General features: G+C 63.5%; 24 protein-coding genes and 1 pseudogene. 12 read left to right on the forward strand and 13 right to left on the reverse strand.

Going from position 1 to position 17,859, the window contains the following annotated elements; genetic code table 11:
- Positions 1–63 precede the first annotated feature (63 nt).
- Positions 64–876 (forward strand): ShlB/FhaC/HecB family protein, encoded by an 813-nt coding sequence (locus HMPREF2559_RS04400; RefSeq protein ID WP_066489057.1) that lies wholly within the window; start codon positions 64–66, stop codon positions 874–876.
- Positions 877–926: 50 nt separating this feature from the next.
- Here HMPREF2559_RS04400 and HMPREF2559_RS12355 read toward each other — a convergent pair whose 3' ends face one another.
- The 12 genes from HMPREF2559_RS12355 to rpsJ all read right to left on the reverse strand — a co-directional run bounded on the left by HMPREF2559_RS12355 (position 927) and on the right by rpsJ (position 6,754).
- The gene (locus HMPREF2559_RS12355) at positions 927–1,529 is read right to left on the reverse strand and encodes an LppP/LprE family lipoprotein (protein ID WP_083297773.1); all 603 of its coding nucleotides are present in this window, start codon (positions 1,527–1,529) and stop codon (positions 927–929) included.
- 63 nt (positions 1,530–1,592) lie between these two features.
- Complete coding sequence (gene rpsQ, locus HMPREF2559_RS04410) at positions 1,593–1,874, reverse strand: 30S ribosomal protein S17 (protein ID WP_066489059.1); 282 nt, start codon at positions 1,872–1,874, stop codon at positions 1,593–1,595.
- Positions 1,875–1,877: 3 nt separating this feature from the next.
- Entirely contained in the window at positions 1,878–2,108 is a 231-nt protein-coding gene (gene rpmC, locus HMPREF2559_RS04415; RefSeq protein ID WP_066489061.1) for a 50S ribosomal protein L29, read from the reverse strand.
- Positions 2,108–2,524: a 50S ribosomal protein L16 gene (rplP, locus tag HMPREF2559_RS04420; protein WP_066489064.1), complete on the reverse strand. Its 417-nt coding sequence runs from the start codon at positions 2,522–2,524 to the stop codon at positions 2,108–2,110. Before rplP ends, rpmC begins: the two co-directional genes overlap by 1 nt.
- A 3-nt stretch (positions 2,525–2,527) precedes the next feature.
- Positions 2,528–3,274, reverse strand: a complete 747-nt coding sequence (rpsC, locus tag HMPREF2559_RS04425) for a 30S ribosomal protein S3 (protein WP_066489069.1) — start codon at positions 3,272–3,274, stop codon at positions 2,528–2,530.
- Positions 3,274–3,636 (reverse strand): 50S ribosomal protein L22, encoded by a 363-nt coding sequence (gene rplV / locus HMPREF2559_RS04430; protein ID WP_066489072.1) that lies wholly within the window; start codon positions 3,634–3,636, stop codon positions 3,274–3,276. The genes rpsC and rplV overlap by 1 nt, the downstream gene beginning before the upstream one ends.
- A 3-nt stretch (positions 3,637–3,639) precedes the next feature.
- Positions 3,640–3,918, reverse strand: a complete 279-nt coding sequence (rpsS, locus tag HMPREF2559_RS04435) for a 30S ribosomal protein S19 (protein ID WP_066489082.1) — start codon at positions 3,916–3,918, stop codon at positions 3,640–3,642.
- A 13-nt stretch (positions 3,919–3,931) separates the two neighbouring features.
- Complete coding sequence (rplB, locus tag HMPREF2559_RS04440) at positions 3,932–4,768, reverse strand: 50S ribosomal protein L2 (protein WP_066489085.1); 837 nt, start codon at positions 4,766–4,768, stop codon at positions 3,932–3,934.
- 26 nt (positions 4,769–4,794) lie between these two features.
- The gene (gene rplW / locus HMPREF2559_RS04445; protein ID WP_066489088.1) at positions 4,795–5,097 is read right to left on the reverse strand and encodes a 50S ribosomal protein L23; all 303 of its coding nucleotides are present in this window, start codon (positions 5,095–5,097) and stop codon (positions 4,795–4,797) included.
- Positions 5,097–5,759 (reverse strand): 50S ribosomal protein L4, encoded by a 663-nt coding sequence (gene rplD, locus HMPREF2559_RS04450; RefSeq protein WP_066489091.1) that lies wholly within the window; start codon positions 5,757–5,759, stop codon positions 5,097–5,099. Before rplD ends, rplW begins: the two co-directional genes overlap by 1 nt.
- Positions 5,756–6,412 carry a 50S ribosomal protein L3 gene (gene rplC, locus HMPREF2559_RS04455; protein ID WP_066489092.1) on the reverse strand — a complete coding sequence of 219 codons (657 nt, stop codon included), beginning with the start codon at positions 6,410–6,412 and terminating at the stop codon, positions 5,756–5,758. Before rplC ends, rplD begins: the two co-directional genes overlap by 4 nt.
- 36 nt (positions 6,413–6,448) lie before the next feature.
- Complete coding sequence (gene rpsJ / locus HMPREF2559_RS04460) at positions 6,449–6,754, reverse strand: 30S ribosomal protein S10 (protein WP_003848085.1); 306 nt, start codon at positions 6,752–6,754, stop codon at positions 6,449–6,451.
- A 695-nt stretch (positions 6,755–7,449) separates the two neighbouring features.
- Here rpsJ and HMPREF2559_RS04465 point away from each other — a divergent pair.
- From HMPREF2559_RS04465 to HMPREF2559_RS04490, 6 genes are read left to right on the forward strand one after another with little or no spacing between them, the layout of a single operon-like run.
- The gene (locus HMPREF2559_RS04465) at positions 7,450–7,926 is read left to right on the forward strand and encodes an Asp23/Gls24 family envelope stress response protein (RefSeq protein ID WP_066489094.1); all 477 of its coding nucleotides are present in this window, start codon (positions 7,450–7,452) and stop codon (positions 7,924–7,926) included.
- A 6-nt stretch (positions 7,927–7,932) separates the two neighbouring features.
- Positions 7,933–8,262 (forward strand): hypothetical protein, encoded by a 330-nt coding sequence (locus HMPREF2559_RS04470; RefSeq protein WP_066489096.1) that lies wholly within the window; start codon positions 7,933–7,935, stop codon positions 8,260–8,262.
- Between the two features lie 25 nt (positions 8,263–8,287).
- Positions 8,288–8,479, forward strand: coding sequence for a hypothetical protein (locus HMPREF2559_RS04475; RefSeq protein ID WP_066489099.1), 192 nt, complete (start codon positions 8,288–8,290; stop codon positions 8,477–8,479).
- A complete protein-coding gene (locus HMPREF2559_RS04480) occupies positions 8,479–9,441 on the forward strand; it encodes an Asp23/Gls24 family envelope stress response protein (protein ID WP_066489108.1) in 963 nt (320 codons plus the stop codon). The genes HMPREF2559_RS04475 and HMPREF2559_RS04480 overlap by 1 nt, the downstream gene beginning before the upstream one ends.
- Complete coding sequence (locus HMPREF2559_RS04485; protein ID WP_066489114.1) at positions 9,438–10,019, forward strand: DUF6286 domain-containing protein; 582 nt, start codon at positions 9,438–9,440, stop codon at positions 10,017–10,019. Before HMPREF2559_RS04480 ends, HMPREF2559_RS04485 begins: the two co-directional genes overlap by 4 nt.
- Positions 10,012–10,569: a hypothetical protein gene (locus tag HMPREF2559_RS04490; RefSeq protein ID WP_066489119.1), complete on the forward strand. Its 558-nt coding sequence runs from the start codon at positions 10,012–10,014 to the stop codon at positions 10,567–10,569. Before HMPREF2559_RS04485 ends, HMPREF2559_RS04490 begins: the two co-directional genes overlap by 8 nt.
- 117 nt (positions 10,570–10,686) lie before the next feature.
- Here the strand turns inward: HMPREF2559_RS04490 and HMPREF2559_RS04495 are convergent, their stop codons facing one another.
- The gene (locus HMPREF2559_RS04495) at positions 10,687–11,370 is read right to left on the reverse strand and encodes a hypothetical protein (protein ID WP_070539666.1); all 684 of its coding nucleotides are present in this window, start codon (positions 11,368–11,370) and stop codon (positions 10,687–10,689) included.
- Positions 11,371–11,397: 27 nt separating this feature from the next.
- On the opposite strand from HMPREF2559_RS04495, the pseudogene HMPREF2559_RS12715 reads away from it, so the two are divergent.
- From HMPREF2559_RS12715 to HMPREF2559_RS04515, 5 genes and pseudogenes are all read left to right on the forward strand, one after another.
- Positions 11,398–11,580 (forward strand): annotated as a pseudogene (locus HMPREF2559_RS12715) (ABC transporter ATP-binding protein); the annotation flags it as partial.
- A 450-nt stretch (positions 11,581–12,030) separates the two neighbouring features.
- Positions 12,031–13,014, forward strand: coding sequence for an ABC transporter permease (locus HMPREF2559_RS04500; RefSeq protein ID WP_070539676.1), 984 nt, complete (start codon positions 12,031–12,033; stop codon positions 13,012–13,014).
- Positions 13,015–14,055: an ABC transporter permease gene (locus HMPREF2559_RS04505; protein WP_082723248.1), complete on the forward strand. Its 1,041-nt coding sequence runs from the start codon at positions 13,015–13,017 to the stop codon at positions 14,053–14,055.
- Positions 14,052–15,956 (forward strand): ABC transporter ATP-binding protein, encoded by a 1,905-nt coding sequence (locus HMPREF2559_RS04510; RefSeq protein ID WP_070539668.1) that lies wholly within the window; start codon positions 14,052–14,054, stop codon positions 15,954–15,956. The genes HMPREF2559_RS04505 and HMPREF2559_RS04510 overlap by 4 nt, the downstream gene beginning before the upstream one ends.
- A 96-nt stretch (positions 15,957–16,052) precedes the next feature.
- Positions 16,053–17,747, forward strand: a complete 1,695-nt coding sequence (locus HMPREF2559_RS04515; RefSeq protein WP_070539670.1) for an ABC transporter family substrate-binding protein — start codon at positions 16,053–16,055, stop codon at positions 17,745–17,747.
- Positions 17,748–17,859: the final 112 nt, after the last annotated feature.

Below are 17,859 nucleotides of genomic sequence, written 5' to 3' on the forward strand. Positions count from 1 at the left end.
GGAACGGCAGCTTTGACTACAGTCTTTTTCTTCCACAGTCCCTTCTTTTTCACAGGAGTAAACATGAAGCGTCTCGGCACTTCCCTGGCTGCTGTCGCCATGTCCGGCGTCATCGCCTTCGCAGCCACCCCTACTGCCCTTGCGTCTGACATGCCGTCGGCCGCAGACATGCAGCCCACCGTCACCCCGCAGGTCCTGGGCCAGACCCCGGCCACCCCGGTCGTTCCGACCAAGCTCGAGTGCGCGCCGACGCCGCCGAAGGCTGAGACCTCCGACAAGGCACAGTCCTACGTGCTCACGGGCAACAAGGTTGTCTACCTGCACGGCTCCGGCGAATGGGTCGACACCGCCGAGCGCGCCGCCTCCGAGATGCCGCTCAACAACGTGGAGCTCACCCGCTCCGGCGAGATCAAGAAGCTCATCGAGGAAGATCAGAACTGCTACCGCGAGAAGGGCTACGAGGTCCCGGGCGTCCCGGTCGTCGAGAAGAAGTCCGAGCGCTCTGGCGGCAACTTCGACGCCGGCGAGATCGCGAGCAAGGTCCTCCCGCCGCTGCTCGTCATCGGCGGCATCACCTGGTATCTCAACCAGGACGGCTCCACCTACGTCCAGGACAAGTCCCGCAAGGACTCTACCCCGACCGAGGAAGAAATCCGTATCTCCAAGGACCTGAAGAAGGGCCACATCAAGGAGATCCAGGAGCAGTCTGGCCAGCCCGTCACCCCGACCCCAGACACCCAGGGCCAGGTCCCGTCCGGCGAGCGCGGCATGAACGCTGAGACCGGCTCCAACACCGCAGCACGCGCCCTCTTCGCGCTGCTCGTGTTCTCTGTCTTCGGCGCGGCTGCCTTCGTCGCACGCCGTAAGTTCGCCTAGGACACAACGAGAACAGGCCGCCACCCCTCGGGGTGGCGGCCTTTCGCGTTTTAGTCCGGCGAGCCCGTCATGACGACGCGCTGCTCAGCCTCGTCCCACGTGAACTGCACTTCGTTAAGCCCGCTGGGCGCGGCATTTGAATCGCCTTCGCGGACGTAGACGTAGCCCACGGAGATGGAGTCATCGCTCGTCTGCGTGATCCTGGGCGCGAACCCGCGTGGCTCCTGCGTCGCGGTGCCGAGGTACTCGCCCTTGTGGAAGAGCATGACGTGGTACGGCGAAGAAGAAGTGCCGCCCACGATAGGGACCACGATGCAGGACAGTGCCAGGCACGGATCGAAGTCGTCCGTGTAGGCGTACTCGGCATCCCACTCCCAGCCGTTGTACTTCTCCAACGTGCCGATATTCTCCGCCACAGCCTGCTCCCCCGTGACCGGCGCACAGGAGGGGGCCTCGGTGGGTGGGGTGTCAGGCAGCGGTTGGTCAGCAGTAGGCTGCGCGATGCTGGAGGGAGCCTGCGGGGCCGCGGAGGGGGCATCGGAAAGCTGGGGGCTTTGGGTCACCGTCACGGTGGTGGGCTCTGAGGAGCCCGCGGAGCAGGCCGTGAGCGCCGCAGCGGTGAGGATCACGGGGAGCAATAGGGTGCGGGACATGGGGCCCACTATAGCGAAACGCCCCAACACCAGGGGTGCTGGGGCGTTTACCGTGGGGCTAGTTTACTTAGCCTTCTCCACGATCTCGACGAGACGGTAGTGCTTATCTTTGGAGATAGGCGCAGTCTCGGCGATGAGAACGCGGTCGCCGATGCCGGCGGTCTCGTTCTCGTCATGCGCCTTAACCTTCTTGTTAGAACGCATGATCTTGCCGTACAAGGCGTGCTGCTTGCGGTCTTCGAGCTCGACGACAATGGTCTTGTTCATCTTGTCGGAAACCACGATGCCGGTGCGGGTCTTGCGCGCACCGCGCTCCTTCTTCTCGTTCACGTTTGCCTCACTCATGATTTAAGCCTCAGCTCCCGGAACAACGGACAGGCCCAGCTCGCGCTCGCGAAGAACGGTGTAGATGCGGGCGATGTCGCGCTTAACAGTGCCGATGCGCTGGTTGTTGGTCAGCTGGCCAGTGGCCTTCTGGAAACGAAGGTTGAACAGCTCTTCCTTCGCGTCCTTGAGGCGGGTCTCCAGCTCAGCATTGTCGAGCTCACGGAACTCGTGCGCGGGGGTACCGGTTGCCATTAGAACTGGTCCTCCTTCTTGATGATGCGGACCTTGCAGGGAAGCTTCTGAGCCGCACGGCGCAGAGCCTCGATAGCAACTTCCTCGGTCGGGTAGGACATCTCGAAGAGGACGCGGCCCGGCTTAACGTTGGCGACCCACTTCTCAACCGGGCCCTTACCGGAACCCATACGCACGCCGAGCGGCTTCTGGGTCAACGGACGGTCCGGGAAAATGTTGATCCACACCTTGCCACCACGCTTGACGTGGCGGTTGATGGCAATACGTGCGGCCTCAATCTGACGGTTGGTGATGTATGCCGGCTCGAGAGCCTGGATGGCGTAGTCACCGAAAGCGATGCGGTTACCGCCCTTGGACACACCCGTACGAGTCGGGCGGTGCTGGCGGCGGTACTTAACGCGCTTAGGAATCAGCATGGATTAGCCCTCCTGCTTCTGCTGTGCGCGCTGACGGCGCTGGCCACCACGGCGCGGGCGACCGTTGCGGTCGCCGCGGCCACGGCCAGCAGCCGGAGCGTTCAAATCGGACTCCTTGACGCCGCCGATGACGTCACCCTTGTAGATCCACACCTTGACGCCAATGCGGCCGAACGTGGTGTGAGCCTCTGCGGTGCCGTAATCGATCTCTGCGCGCAGGGTGTGCAGCGGAACGCGACCCTCGTGGTAGCGCTCGTTGCGGGACATCTCGGCGCCGCCCAGACGACCGGACAGGAGCACCTTGATGCCCTTGACCTGCGGCTGGCGCATAGCGGACTGGATGGCCTTACGCATGGCACGACGGAAAGCAACGCGGTTGACCAGCTGCTCAGCGATGGACTGAGCAACGAGGGTCGCGTTGGCGTCGACCTGCTTGACCTCGAGAATGTTGAGGGCAACCATCTTGCCGGTGAGCTTCTCGAGCTCGCGGCGGATGCGGTCGGCCTCAGCGCCACGGCGGCCAATCACGATGCCCGGGCGGGCGGTATGAATGTCGACGCGAACGCGGTCGCGGGTGCGCTCGATGACGACGTCGGCGATGCCGGCGCGGTCGAGGCCCTTCTCGAGGTACTGACGGATCTTGATGTCCTCAGCCACGTAGTTGGCGTAGTCCTTGTCGGCGAACCAGTGGGTCTTCCACTCGGTGGAGATACCCAGACGGAGGCCGTGAGGATGGATTTTCTGGCCCATTACTTGGCACCTTCCTTCTGGCTTTCGACAACCACGGTGATGTGGCTGGTGCGCTTGCGGATCATGAACGCGCGACCCTGTGCGCGGGGCTGGAAACGACGCATGGTCGGGCCCTCGTTGGCGTAAGCCTCGGAGATAACGAGCGTGCGCGGATCCAGACCGAAGTTGTTCTCAGCGTTGGCGGCCGCGGAAGCGACAACCTTGGCCACCGGCTTAGCGGCGTCCTGCGGAGCGTACTTCAGGATGGCAAGTGCCTCTGCTACTGACTTACCGCGAACCAGATCGATGACGCGGCGTGCCTTCATCGGGGTGACGCGGACGTAGCGGGCCGTTGCGGATGCGGAGGTGATGGTGTCACTCATCGCTTATCGACGTCCCTTCGTGTCGGCCTTGACGTGACCCTTAAAGGTCTTGGTTGGTGCGAACTCACCGAGCTTGTGACCGACCATGGAGTCCTCGATGAACACCGGCACGTGCTTGCGACCGTCGTGGACGGCGAAAGTGTGGCCAATGAAATCGGGGAGAATGGTCGAGCGGCGAGACCAGGTCTTGATGACCTGCTTGGTGCCGGCCTCGTTCTGAGCATCCACCTTGTTGAGGAGGTGCTCATCGACGAACGGGCCCTTCTTAAGGCTGCGTGGCATTGTTTACCTCCTCTTAGCGCTTCTTGTTCGGGCGACGACGGCGCACGATCATGTTGTTCGAGTAACGGTTCGGGTTGCGGGTGCGACCCTCCTTGTGACCCCACGGGGACACCGGGTGGCGACCACCGGAGGTCTTACCCTCACCACCACCGTGCGGGTGGTCGACCGGGTTCATAACGACACCACGGACGGTCGGGCGAACGCCCTTCCAGCGCATACGGCCAGCCTTGCCCCAGCGGATGTTCATCTGGTCAGCGTTGCCGACCTCACCCACGGTGGCGCGGCAACGGATGTCGACGCGGCGGATTTCAGAAGACGGCATACGCAGGATGGCGTACTTGCCTTCCTTACCCAGCAGCTGGATGGAAGCACCAGCAGAGCGGGCCAGCTTAGCGCCAGCGCCCGGCTTGAGCTCGACTGCGTGGATCGTGGTACCAGTCGGGATGTTGCGCAGCGGCAGGTTGTTGCCCACCTTGATATCTGCGTTAGCGCCCGACTCGACGATGGTGCCCTGCGTCAGGCCCTTGGGGGCGATGATGTAGCGCTTCTCACCGTCACGGTAGTGCAGCAGTGCAATGTTGGCGGTACGGTTCGGGTCGTACTCGATGTGAGCGACCTTGGCCGGGATACCGTCCTTGTCCGAACGACGGAAGTCGATCAGACGGTAACGGCGCTTGTGGCCACCGCCGATGTGGCGGGTGGTGATGCGACCGTAGTTGTTGCGGCCACCGGTCTTAGACAGGGGACGCAGCAGGGACTTCTCCGGGGTCGAGCGAGTGATCTCCTCGAACTGGGAGACGGAGCTCTGGCGGCGACCCGGGGTTGTCGGCTTGTACTTACGAATAGCCATAGTTTTTCCTTTACCTCGACCTTCTCTTACGCTTGAGCGCCAAAGATGTCGATAGCGTCGCTGCCTTCACGCAGAGTCACGTAGGCGCGCTTGGTGGACTTACGCTGGCCGAAACCGGTGCGGGTGCGCTTGCGCTTGCCGGCACGGTTTGCGGTGTTCACGGAGTCGACCTCAACGCCGAAGATCTGCTCGATGGCATCCTTGATCTGGGTCTTGTTGGAGTCCGGGTTGACGAAGAACGTGTAAGTGTTCTGCTCCATCAGACCGTAGGACTTCTCGGAGACGACCGGTGCGAGGATGATGTCGCGCGGGTTAGCGATCTTAGCCATTAGTTCTCCTCCTCTGCTTTCTTGTCAGCGCCAGTTGCGCGGGTGACGAAGGTGTGCAGAGCCTCAACGGAGAACACCACGTCGTCCGAGTTGAGGACGTCGTAGGTGTTGAGCTGGCCAGCGTCCAGGATGTGGACGTTGGGCAGGTTGTTGGCGCTGCGGCGAGCGGTCACGTCTTCACGGCCGAGGACCAGTAGCACGTTCTTGTTCGAGGAGATGCGCTCGATGAAAGCCTTAGCAGACTTGGTCGAGGGCGTCTGGCCCGGAACGAGCTCTTCGACGACGTGGATGCGCTCGTTGCGTGCACGGTCAGACAGGGCACCGAAGAGGGCCTGCTTGATCATGCGCTTCGGGGTGCGCTGGGCGTAGTCGCGCGGAACCGGGCCGTGGGAGATGCCGCCACCGGTGTAGTGCGGTGCGCGGATCGAGCCCTGGCGTGCGCGGCCGGTGCCCTTCTGGCGGAACGGCTTACGGCCACCACCGCGGACCTCGCCGCGGGTCTTGGCCTTGTGGGTGCCCTGGCGTGCTGCTGCAAGCTGAGCGTTGACAACCTGGTGCATCAAAGCGATGGATGCCTCGGTGTCAAAGATCTCGGCCGGCAGATCAACGGAGCCGTTGGTCTTACCGTCAGCGGTCAGGACGTCTAGCTTGAGGTTGCTCATGCGTGTGCACCGCCCTTCACTGCGGTCTTAACGGTGACGAGGCCGCCGCGCGCACCCGGGATAGCACCCTTGATGAGCAGCAGGTTGGACTCGGCATCGATCTTCTGAATCTTCAGGTTCTGGGTCGTGACGCGGTCACGGCCCATGCGGCCTGCCATGCGGGTGCCCTTGAAGACACGTGCCGGGGTAGCGCAGGCGCCGATACCGCCAACGCGACGGTGAGCAGCCTGGTTACCGTGGGCAGCGCCCTGGCCGGCAAAGCCGTGGCGCTTCATGGCGCCGGCGTAGCCGTGACCCTTGGTCGTGCCGGTGACGTCGACGAAGGTGATGCCCTCGAAGATGTCAGCCTTAACTTCCTGGCCGACCTCGTATGCAGAGGTGTCGTCCATGCGGATCTCGGCGACGTGGCGGCGCGGGGTCACGCCAGCCTTCTTGAAGTGGCCCGTGCCCGGCTTGTTGACCTTGCGCGGGGCGATTTCGCCAAAGGCGATCTGGATGGCGTTGTAGCCATCGGTTTCAACGGTACGAATCTGGGTAACGACGCACGGCCCAGCCTCGACGACGGTGACCGGCACAACGCGGTTGTCCTCGTCGAAGACCTGGGTCATGCCGAGCTTCGTGCCCAGAATGCCCTTGATCTCGTTTTCACTCATTGTTAGTTCTCCACCAATTAGTTCTCTAGTCGAACGCTACTGAATGTTGACGTCGACGCTTGCCGGAAGGTCGATGCGCATAAGGGCATCAACGGTCTTCGGAGTCGGGTCGAGAATGTCGATGAGGCGCTTGTGAGTGCGCATCTCGAAGTGCTCGCGAGAGTCCTTGTACTTGTGCGGAGAACGAATAACGGCGTATACGTTCTTTTCGGTGGGGAGCGGCACCGGGCCGACAACACGAGCACCCGTACGGGTGACGGTCTCGACAATCTTCTTTGCAGAAGCGTCAATTGCCTCGTGGTCGTAGGCCTTCAGCCGAATGCGGATTTTTTGTCCCGCCACGCTTATCCTCTTCCTCGCTTCCCCACATTCACATTCCCGGCGTATCCGGGGCGTGAAGCGGTGGGAAATTGCTTCTCGATTTCTCTATAACGTTGTCCAGACAAGGTCCAGGCTCAACGCCAGTGGTTGATTTAAATCCATGATGACCACAAGATGCGAGCCGGCTCAATAACCAGTCGCAGTGCTTATGACGGGGTACAAGACCCGAATGTCAATCACATAGGAAGGGATTGGGGCGTGAAACGCTTAAATCCATTCGTATACTGCCGCTGTTTATTTGCCATGCCCCTTCTCTGGTTCTGCCTCTCGGGGTGTGCCACTACTTAAGTCGCGGGCCTTACCCGATAAACAGACCTTCTCGCTGCCGTTGATTCCGAAGGAAATCCCGCTACAACTGCAAAGGCGTCATGTTCGCCCTACCAGCGTCAATGCCCAACCTAACGCGCGAGCTCGCTCGCGCCTGGCTTGCATTGCCCTGTTAAAGCAACCCCTGTATTTAAGCACGTCGCGCCACATAAGACAAACCTCTGCCAGCAAAGTGCCGAAAATCACGTTTAAGCATCAACCTGCGGCAACGTCGCGCGACCGCCCCCACGGAAAGCGCGTTTCGCACTACGGTAGATACCACGCGCCCGGCGGCCCCGGGCCTATCCTTATATATAAAGCATTCGCACGTTAAGAAAGGGCACCACACCATGGCCGAGAACACCACGCCGGAAGCCACGCAGAGCACCGAGCCCGCCACCACCGAGCAGCACGTCAATAAGAATCTCGAGACCGAGTTCGGCACCACGACCATCGAGACCACGGTCGTCTCCAAGATCGCCGGTATCGCCGCCCGCGAGGTCTCCGGCGTGGCAGCCCTCGGTGGCGGCGGCGCCCGCATGATGGGCTCCATTCGCGAGTCCTTCGGCGGCACTGAGGACGTCCGCCAGGGCGTCGACGTCGAGGTCGCGAACGGCGCGGCCACCGTCGCCGTCGCCATCATCGCGGAGTACGGCGTCGCCATCCACGAGCTCGCGGAGGCCATCCGTCGCAATATCATGACCGCCATCGAGCGCATGACGGGCCTGGAGGTCAATCGCGTGGACGTCACCGTCCACGACGTGCGCCTGCCCAAGGAGGCCGAGCCTGCCGATGCCCCCTCCACCGCCGTCGAGCCCCAAGCCTAAGCCCGCATGGCGGAACGCTTCCTTTTATCCCTCGAGCAGGCACGCGACCTGGTCACCGCGCTGCGCGCGGTGCCCGGCGTCGCAGATTTGGCGCCGGGGCGCTACGGAGAGGTGGCGCTGCTCTTTCCGGGCGAGCGTATTCCGGGCCTGCGGTTCCTGAGTCCGAAGGACGACACACAGATCGAGACGCACGTGGTCGCCGCCTTCGACGGCCCACCGCTCACGGAGCTTGGCCCCGCCGTCCAGGCTGCGGCTCGCCGCGCCGTTCCGGAACTCACGCGCCTCGACGTCGTCATCGCCGACGTTGCCGCGCCCGATAAGCACACGACACGATAGAAAACACAGTAAAGAAAGGCCTCCGATGAAGAACTACACCACGCTGGGCATCGTGGCAGGCATCGCGCTCGCGTTCCTGGCCTACTTCGGCGGGTGGCAGCTTCTGCTCCTCTCCGTCGTGCTGGCCGTCGTGGGCGGGCTCGCCGGCGCCCACTTCGATGGCAAGCTCAACGTGCTGGATCTGTGGAACCAGATGATTGGCAAGGGTCGCGGATAATGACGCATGCCTCGCCCTCCCCCGGCGCGTGGACGAATGTCACGCCGGAGACCATCACACCGGGACTCAACGCGGCGGCCGCCGCTGCTCCCGGAGGCATCAATGCTGATGACGCCGTCTCGGCACCCGCCATCATGGACACGGCCCACCATCACGGCTCCAACCGGCTCGGCCTGCGCACGATGGAATATATCGTGTCGGCCGCTATCGCGCGCGTTCCCGGCACCGCCAAGGTCTCGGGCACGTGGAAGAAGATCGGCGGACAGAACTTTCCGCGCATGGCCATCCAGATGGACCCGGACACGTGGACCGTGGCCATCGACGTCGCCATCGCCACCGTATGGCCCTCGCCTGTCACCGACATTGCCGCGCGCGTACGCTCCGCCATCGCAGAGGAAGTCGTCGCCATGAGTGGCTTCCAGCCCACTCGCGTCAACGTCATCGTCGGGCACACCATCCCGGGCGAGCGCGTCACCGCAGAAAACGTCGCCGCGCACGTGACGAAGCAACCGTGGCATCCCGAGGCCGCGCCTTCGCGCATCGTCTCGCCCGCGATACCCGAGCCGCGTCCACTGCGCCCGACCACCACGACGAACACGGTGCATATCGTCTCGCCGGACACTCCCACAGCACCTGCCGTGCGCTCGCCCGAAGCGACACCGGACTTCGTGCCGCTCCCGGTCGAGGTCGCCGCGCACTCCGCCGCGTCTGCGCCGCTCCGCGCGGTCTCCACCCCGGCACCGCTGCCGCTGCGTTCTCCCGAGATTCCGCCCGAGCAGCCGCTCGCCCGCGTCGCTGCCCCGGCACCCGTCACTCCATGGTCGCCCAGCGCACCCACGCCGCAGCCGCTGCGCCCGCTGACGATTGAGTCCTTCGCGCGCCACCGTCATGTCCAGGCCCCAGACCCCGAGCCGCTGCGCGCCATCGAGATCATCCCACTGTTCGGAAAGGAGCAGCCATGAGCACCGACGCCGCCGTCACATCCCGCGGCCAAGAACCCAAGGGCGAGCCCATCGTGCGTTGGTGGGCGCTGCTGCTCAGCCTGGCGCTCCTCGCTCTCGCCGCGGTCTTCGGCCGTGAGGCGTGGCGCGTGTCGACGCACGCCACCGTCGACTCGTGGACGCAGCCCTTCATCGACGTCATGAGCGCCGACGCCCAGGGCTCCGCAGCCATCGCGCCTTGGATGCTGTGGGGCGGCGCCGCCGGCATCGTAGTCGGCCTGCTCGTGCTCTACGCTGCGCTCCGTCCGCGCCGTCACACCCACGTGGAACTCGCGAGCGACACGGTCTCTGGTTGGACGCGCCAGGTCGACATCGCCCGCCGGTGCTCCGCAACTGCGCGCAAGGTTCCTGGCGTGGGTGCCGCGCGCACGACCGCCGGAAAGAAGGGCATCCACCTCATCATCAACGGCGACATCGAGGACGAGAACCTCGCGACCCGCGTGCGTGAAGTCGTCAACGAGGAACTCGCGTCGCTCGCCCACCCCGCGCCGCTTTCCGTCACCGTCGAGCGCATCGAGGAGGTCGACACCAATGTCTAAACGCCTCGCCGGAATTCTGCGCACGCTCTTCATCATCCTTGGCCTGCTCCTCATCGCGCTGGGCGTGTGGCCCATCCTGCTGCACTTCGACGTCGGGCCCATTGTCGAGCTCACCCGCTGGGTCGACCACGGCATCTGGGCCGCACTTCCCACCCACGCGTGGTGGCCGTGGGCCCTCGGCGCGGCGGCCATCCTCTGCACCATTCTCGCTTTCTGGATCATCGTCGCAACGTTCAAGGTGCACCGCATCAACAAGGTGTCCTCGGAGGCCTCCAATGACGACGGCTCCATCGCGCTGCAGATGAACCCCATCATCGGCGGCATCGCCTCCTCCATGGAAAACGCTGAGGGTGTGGAAAAGGTCGAGCGCCGCGTCGCCTGGGACCGCGGCCACCAGCAAGCGACCTTTGCCATCCAGGCCAAGCCCGAGACTCCCTTCGCGGATCTCGTCGCCCTCGCCGAGCAAACCGAGCGCGACTTTCGAGCAGCCTTCCCCGACTCCGAGCTGGAGACGGTCTATAAGCTCCACTACTCACGCATCACGGCCTAAACGCCCGGCGGGGACGAAGGCCATGTCCCGTTGGCACTATCCGCAGGTCGCCGATTCTCCACACGAATCGGCGACCTGCGGTCATTGCTATTGAGACATTGCTTTCCTGCCGTGGCTCTAGCCGACTTCTGCCGCGGCGATGAGAATCTGCGTCACCGTGCCGAAGTCGCGCATGCGAGCCCCGGGCAGCTCGACCGTGAGCGTCTCGCCCACGGCACCGGTGACGATCCGCTGCCAGGAGAGATCCTCGCGGGCGAGCGTCCGGCGGGCGGGCGTGAAGACATGAAGGCCGTGGTCAAGCAGAATCGTCGACTCGGGTTCGGCGATGCGCAGGACATAGACACGCTCGCCCAGGCTGCGGCGCTTGAGGCCTGCCAGCGGGCGCCCGGCGCGCGCGAGTGCTGCGGGGTCCACGCGGGAGATGGATTCGACGACCCCGAGGCGGTGCTCGGTGCCGGCGGCATCGGCAAGCACGAGGGGCCGGCCGGGACCGGTGGGACGGGCGCGGGAATACTCCCAGACCACCGGTTGGGACTGGCCCCGGACGATAGCGGTGCGGCCGTCGACGGTAACGAGCGCGCGGTCGCAACGGATGAGATACGTACCCTCCGCGGGTAGGAAGCCGGGGCGCACCGCGGCGCGAGTCTCAAGAGCGGCGACGAGATCCGCGTCCGAGGCGCCCCATCCAAGCCCCTCGTTGGCGAGCATCGCGAAGAGCGTGGGGAGGCTGAGATCAGGCTCGCCTTCCCACGCACGGCGCAGTGCTTCGAGGGTGGGGGCGATACGGGTGGGGTCCTGCATAGTGTCCCACTCTATTCGTCGCACGGGTCTGTAGTGCGCCAAACGGCAGACGATGTGGTCGTGATGGAGAAAGGCCGCCTTGTCGAGCACGGCCGCGTGGACGATCTCTTCGATCACCCGAAGGAGGCCTACACAAAGAACCTCATCGAGTCCGTGCCGGGCCTCCACATCGAAATCGGCACCGGAGAAAACCTCGGCCTCACCGAGTAACCCGCCGCGCACGGCCGCCCCTCGTGTTTTCCGGGCCGTGTTTTCCGGGCCCACACTAGCCCCACGCGACGCGTCACACTCTCACCCCAGCTCCACGGCTGCCCCGCATGCGGCCAGGCGGAAACGAATAATTAGCTCCAAAAATGTATGAAACGACAGCAGTTTTATGCACACTAGGCCCGATTTCCACCCCCGCATGAATTGCAATCTGGATCATATTATTAATATTCACCCGACGAAGGAGTGGAAACCGCAGGTCACAGCGTTATGCTCTCTCACATAAATCTGTCGGACTATTGGGGATTACCGTCACCCCATCACCCCTTTTGTGCCACAACTAACAGGGCGATAAATTATTCCCAAGCGCGTTTTCCCTCCCCAAGGAAGACGCGGTTGCGACCATTACTCTCAATCCGGCCGGACATGCAGCCGGATCTTCTCGGAGACACCATGTTCAAATACCTCATTAGGAAGACCCTGGGCTGGCTGCTCATGATCTTCCTGGCGACGAACATCGCCTACTTCTTGGCGGCGACGTTCCTCGACCCACGCTCGAATTACATCGGACGCCGTCCGCCTCTGTCCAACGATCAGATCAACGCGATGCTCGAGCCCTACAACTTGAGCCCCGAAACGCCTCTCCTTGAGCGTTGGTGGACGTGGCTCACCAGCATCCTCCTGCACTGGGACTGGGGGCGCTCCCCCGTGGGCGACTTCGTCAACGACCAGATCAGCTACCGCATCTGGGTCTCGGCCCAGCTGCTCCTGCTGTCCACCATCCTCTCCATCGTCATCGGCGTGGCCGTGGGCGTCTATACCGCTTCGCACCAATACAAGTGGGGCGACCGCGTATGGCAAGGCATTTCCATCGTCGCGATGAACACGCACGTCGTCGTCGCGTCCATCGTGGTCGTCGCCATCGCCTTGTGGATCAATGAGGCCACCGGTTCCCGCATCTTCTACGTTGTGGGCGCCAGCTCCCTCGGCGTGGAGGGCTTTGCTAACAAGCTGCTCGACGCCCTGCAGCACCTCATCCTGCCTACCATCTCGCTTGTCTTCATCAGTTACGCGGGCTACCACATGACGCAGCGCACGCTCCTGCTCGATAACTTAAACGCGGACTACGTGCGCACCGCCCGCGCGAAGGGCCTCACGCGCCAGCAGGCCATCCGCAAGCACGCCCTGCGCACCTCCATCATTCCGGTCGCGACCTCCGTCGCGTTCTCCGTCCCTGGTATCTTCACCGGCGCGGTCATGACGGAGCGCATCTTCGGCTGGAACGGCATGGGCCAGTACTTCCTCGAAACCATCTCTAAGAACGACATCAACGGTGCCGTTGGTGTGGCCGCGTTCGGCGCTGCCATGACGGCCGTCTCCGCAGTCCTCGCTGACCTCGTTGTTGTCGCCCTCGATCCACGAGTCCGGGTGAGCTAAATGTCTGCGAATACTCCGAAGGGGAACAACCCCAACCTCAACCCCCACACGCCCGAACACGAGCCCATGAGCGAGCTCTCTGCGCAGTCCGAGCTCCACGCCGGCCAGCGACTCAACACAGCCGAGGCGCAGTCCACGCTCATCGCGGAGCTCAAGTCCGAGCCGGGCGCTGACGGCGTCGCCAAGGGCACCGCCCGCTGGAAGCTCTACGTCCGCCGCTACTTCCGCAACAAGATGGCGGTCGTGGGCCTGGCTATCCTCGTCTTCCTCATTCTCGTAGCCGTCTTCGGCGGGTTCTTCGCCCAGTGGGACTACCGTGACCCGGACTTCCTCAACTTGTCCACGCCGCCGAGCCCCGAGCACTGGCTCGGCACGACGGACGCCGGCAACGACCTCTACGCGCAGGTGGTCCACGGCCTCGGCCGCTCGCTTACCATCGCCATCCTCGTCTCGCTCTTCACGCTCGTCATCTCCGCGCTCGTGGGCGCCGGTGCAGCACTGTGGGGCGGCAAGGTGGAAAAGGCCGTCCTCGCCGTCATCCACTTCCTCCTGTCCATCCCGACCTTCCTCCTCATCGCCCTCGTGGTCTCCGACTCGGGCGGCGACTGGCGCCTGCTCATCGTCGTGCTCATCGCGTTCGGTTGGATGTATCAGGCCCGCGTCATCTGGTCGCTGGCGCTCACGGTGCGTGAACAGGATTACGTCCGCGCCGCGGACTACATGGGCGTTTCCCGTTTCAAGACGGTCATCCGCCACGTCATTCCCAACATCGGCTCGCTGCTTATCATCCAGTTCGTCTTCGGCGTCGTCGGCACCGTCGGCTCCGAGACCGCCCTGTCCTTCCTGGGCTTGGGCGTCAAGCTTCCCGATGTCTCCCTCGGTACGTTGCTCCAAGGCGGCACCGCCAGCGTGCAGTCTGCCCCGTGGCAGTTCTACGTTCCTGCAATCACCCTGACGCTGCTCACCGTCTCCATGGCCTTTATCGGCGACGGTCTGCGCGACGCTCTCGACCCGAACTCCAAGTCTGGTGGCAAGGCATGACACACCCCAACGAACAACCCGTCCTCTCCGTCAAGGACCTCCACGTCTCCTTCCCGTCCGAGGCAGGCTCCGTCTCCGCCGTCCGCGGCGTCGACTTCGACCTCTACCCCGGCCGCACGCTCGGCATCGTGGGCGAGTCCGGCTCCGGTAAGTCCGTGACCTCCATGTCCATCATGGGCCTGCTGCCGGACTACGCGAAGATCACCGGCTCCGTAAAGTTCGACGGTCGCGAGCTGCTGGGACTCACGGACAAGCAAATGTCCGAGATCCGCGGCCAGGGCATCGGCATGATCTTCCAGGATCCGCTCTCCGCGCTCACGCCGGTCTTCGACATCGGCACGCAGATCGTCGAGGCCATCCAGGCGCACCAGAACGTCTCCAAGTCCAACGCGCTCAAGCAGGCCGAGGCACTCCTCGAGCTCGTGGGCATCCCGGACCCCAAGCTGCGTCTCAAGTCCTTCCCGCACGAGTTCTCCGGCGGTATGCGCCAGCGCGTGGTCATTGCCATCGCGATTGCGAATAACCCGCGTGTGCTCATCGCGGACGAGCCCACCACGGCGCTCGACGTGACCATCCAGGCTCAGATCCTCGACGTCATCAAGGTCGCCCAGCGCGAGACCGGTGCAGCGACCATCATGATTACCCACGACATGGGCGTCGTCGCGGAGACCGCGGACGACGTCATGGTCATGTACGCCGGCCGCCCCGTCGAGCGCGGCGATGTAGACACCATCTTCAACCACCCGCGCATGCCGTACACGGTGGGTCTGCTCGGCTCCACGCCGCGCCCGGACGTGAGCTCCAACGAGCCGCTCACGCCCATCGAGGGCAACCCGCCCATCCTCGTCGACCTCCACGACCGCTGCCAATTCGCGCAGCGCTGCCCCGTGGCCATCGACGCCTGCCTCAAGGGCGAGCCCCCGCTGACCCCGCTTGCCGATGCCCCCGCGCACCTCACGGCCTGCGTCCGCAGCGCCGAAATCCACGACGGCATGATTAACGGCGAGCGCATGTTCAAGGTCCCGCCGCTTTCCCCCGACTCGTTCGAGGGCATCCCGCGCGAAGACCGCAAGACCACACTCGAGGTCAAGGACCTGCGCAAGGAATTCCCGCTCATGAAGGGCGCGCTCGTCAAGCGGCGCGTGGGCACCGTCAAGGCCGTCGATGGGCTTACCTTCGATATCCGCGAAGGCGAGTGCATGGCCATCGTCGGCGAGTCCGGCTGCGGCAAGACCACGACCCTGCTCGAGATCATGGACCTCGACCCGAAGGACGGCGTGGTCATCCTCAACGGCAAGGACGCGAACTCCATGTCGCGCGCCGAGCGCCGTGAGGCCCGCAAGGACATGCAGATCGTCTTCCAGGACCCGATGAGCTCGCTTAATCCGCGCCTCACGGTTCGCGAGGTCATCGCCGAGCCCCTCGAGTCGCTGGGCTACGCGGGCGACGTCGACGCCCGCGTCGCGGAGCTCATGAAGCTCGTGGGCCTCGACGCCTCGCAGCTCGACCGCTTCCCGGGGCACTTCTCCGGCGGCCAGCGCCAGCGCATCGGCCTGGCCCGTGCACTCGCGACGAACCCGTCCGTCATCGTCCTCGACGAGCCGGTCTCCGCACTCGACGTGTCCATCCAGGCCGGCGTGATCAACCTGCTCGAAGAGCTCAAGCGCAAGCTGGGCCTGTCCTACCTCTTCGTCGCCCACGATCTCTCGGTGGTCCGCCACCTCTCCGATCGCGTTGCGGTGATGTACAAGGGCCAGTTCGTCGAGCACGGCGACACCGACGAGATCTTTGACCACCCGCAGCATGAGTACACGCGCAAGCTACTGGCGGCCATTCCGATCCCGGATCCTGCAGTCGCGCGTGCACGTCAGGCCGAACGCGCTGCGCTCGCCAAGAAGTAGCACGACTCCGGCCTGCCACCGTGCAGGTCGGACACAAACTTTCCACGCTTATAACTGCATAGCCCCACTTTGTCTCATCCATAAAGGAGAACTCTTATGTCTTCGTTACGTCCGTCGCGTCTGCGCATTGCCAGCGTCGCGACCATGGCCACCCTTGCCCTTGCGCTTTCTGCCTGCGGTGGCTCCTCCGACTCTGCGTCTGGCTCCGGCGAGGCTCAGGTCGAAGTCAAGCCGTCCGGCGACTACAACGAGAAGTCGCGCGACGAGCTCAAGGACGGCGGTACGCTCACGCTACCGATCGGCGAAATCACCGAGCAGCAAAACGTGTTCCACGCCAACATGACCTCGGACACGCGTTCCGTATGGAGCTGGTACAACCCGCAAATCGCACTCTTCGACGGCGAGGGCAACTACACCGCAAACCCGGACTACATCTCCGAGGTCAAGGACGAAGAAAAGGACGGCAACACCGTCGTCACGTTCACCATCCGCGATGAGGCAAAGTACAACGATGACACCCCCATCGACTGGAAGGCCTTCGAAAACACCTGGAAGATGAACAACGGTGAGCAGGAGGGCAACCAGGTCAACTCGACTGACGGCTACGAGCGCATCACGTCGGTCGAAGCTGGCGCCAACGACAAGGAAGCCGTTGTCACCTTCGACGGCGTCTACCCATGGTGGCAGGGCCTCTTCAACCAGCTCCTGCACCCAGCTATCAACACCACTGAGCTGTACAACGAGGCGTACCTCAACAAGCTTCACCCTGAATACGGCGCGGGTCCGTTCAAGGTCGAAAACGCTGACTTCAACGGTGGCACCGTCACCTTCGTCCCGAACGAGAAGTGGTGGGGTGATGCCCCCAAGCTGGAGAAGGTCACCTACCGTCAGATGGAGTCTCAAGCGACCATCAACGCCTTCCAGGCCGGTGAGATCGACGCCGCTTCTGTCGGCACCAAGAACAACATGACCATTGCCAAGGGCATGGGCGACGCCATCGATATTCGTGCCGCGATGCTTCCGGCTAACTACCTCCTCACGCTCAACTCGGAAGCTCCGGCTCTCAAGGACGAGAAGGTCCGCGAGGGCATTATGACCGGTATTGACCGCACACAGCTTGCCGCTGTGCGCTTTAACGGTCTGGGCTACACCGAAGAGCTGCCGGGTTCCCTGGTGATGTTCGGCACCCAGGAGGGGTACCAGGACAACTTCAGCGAGGTCGTCAGCTTCGACAAGGACAAGGCTAAGTCGCTCTTCGAGGAAGCTGGCTACACCGCTAACTCCGAGGGCATCATGGAGAAGGACGGCCAGCCGTTGTCCATCCGCTACGTCTCGACCGGCGACTCCGAGATGGTCAAGTCCACCGCCGCAGCCCTTCAGAAGATGCTGCGTGACGTGGGCGTCGACATGCAGGTCGAAGAGCGTCCTTCCTCTGACTTCTCCAAGATTATGAGTGAGAAGGACTTCGACATCATCGCAAGCGGTTTCCGTTCCTCGGATCCTTTCGGTCCCGCATACTTCAACCAGACCTACGCCTCTGACTCCGAGCTCAACAAGTCTGGCACGGGTTCGGCCGAGCTGGACAAGAAGATCGAAGAGCTGCAGAAGCTGCCGACCGCCGAAGAGCAGACCAAGCGCGCCAATGAGCTGGAGAAGGAAGCCTTCGGCCACTTTGGTCTCATGCCCTACGCCAACGGTGCTGACATGCAGGGTGTGAAGAAGGGACTTGCCAACATCGGCGCCCTTGGCTTTGCAGTCATCCCGAAGGAAGACATCGGCTGGGAGAAGTAATTTCCTAATCACCACGCCGTCACGGCACGCCGAGTCACCCGCTTCCCCTCGTAGGGAGCGGGTCTTTCGCGTCTTGGCGCTAGTTGCAGGGCACGTCGGGTCCGAATTCGCG

Source organism: Corynebacterium sp. HMSC072G08, from assembly GCF_001809185.1.
In the GTDB taxonomy this organism is placed as follows: Bacteria; Actinomycetota; Actinomycetes; order Mycobacteriales; family Mycobacteriaceae; genus Corynebacterium; species Corynebacterium phoceense.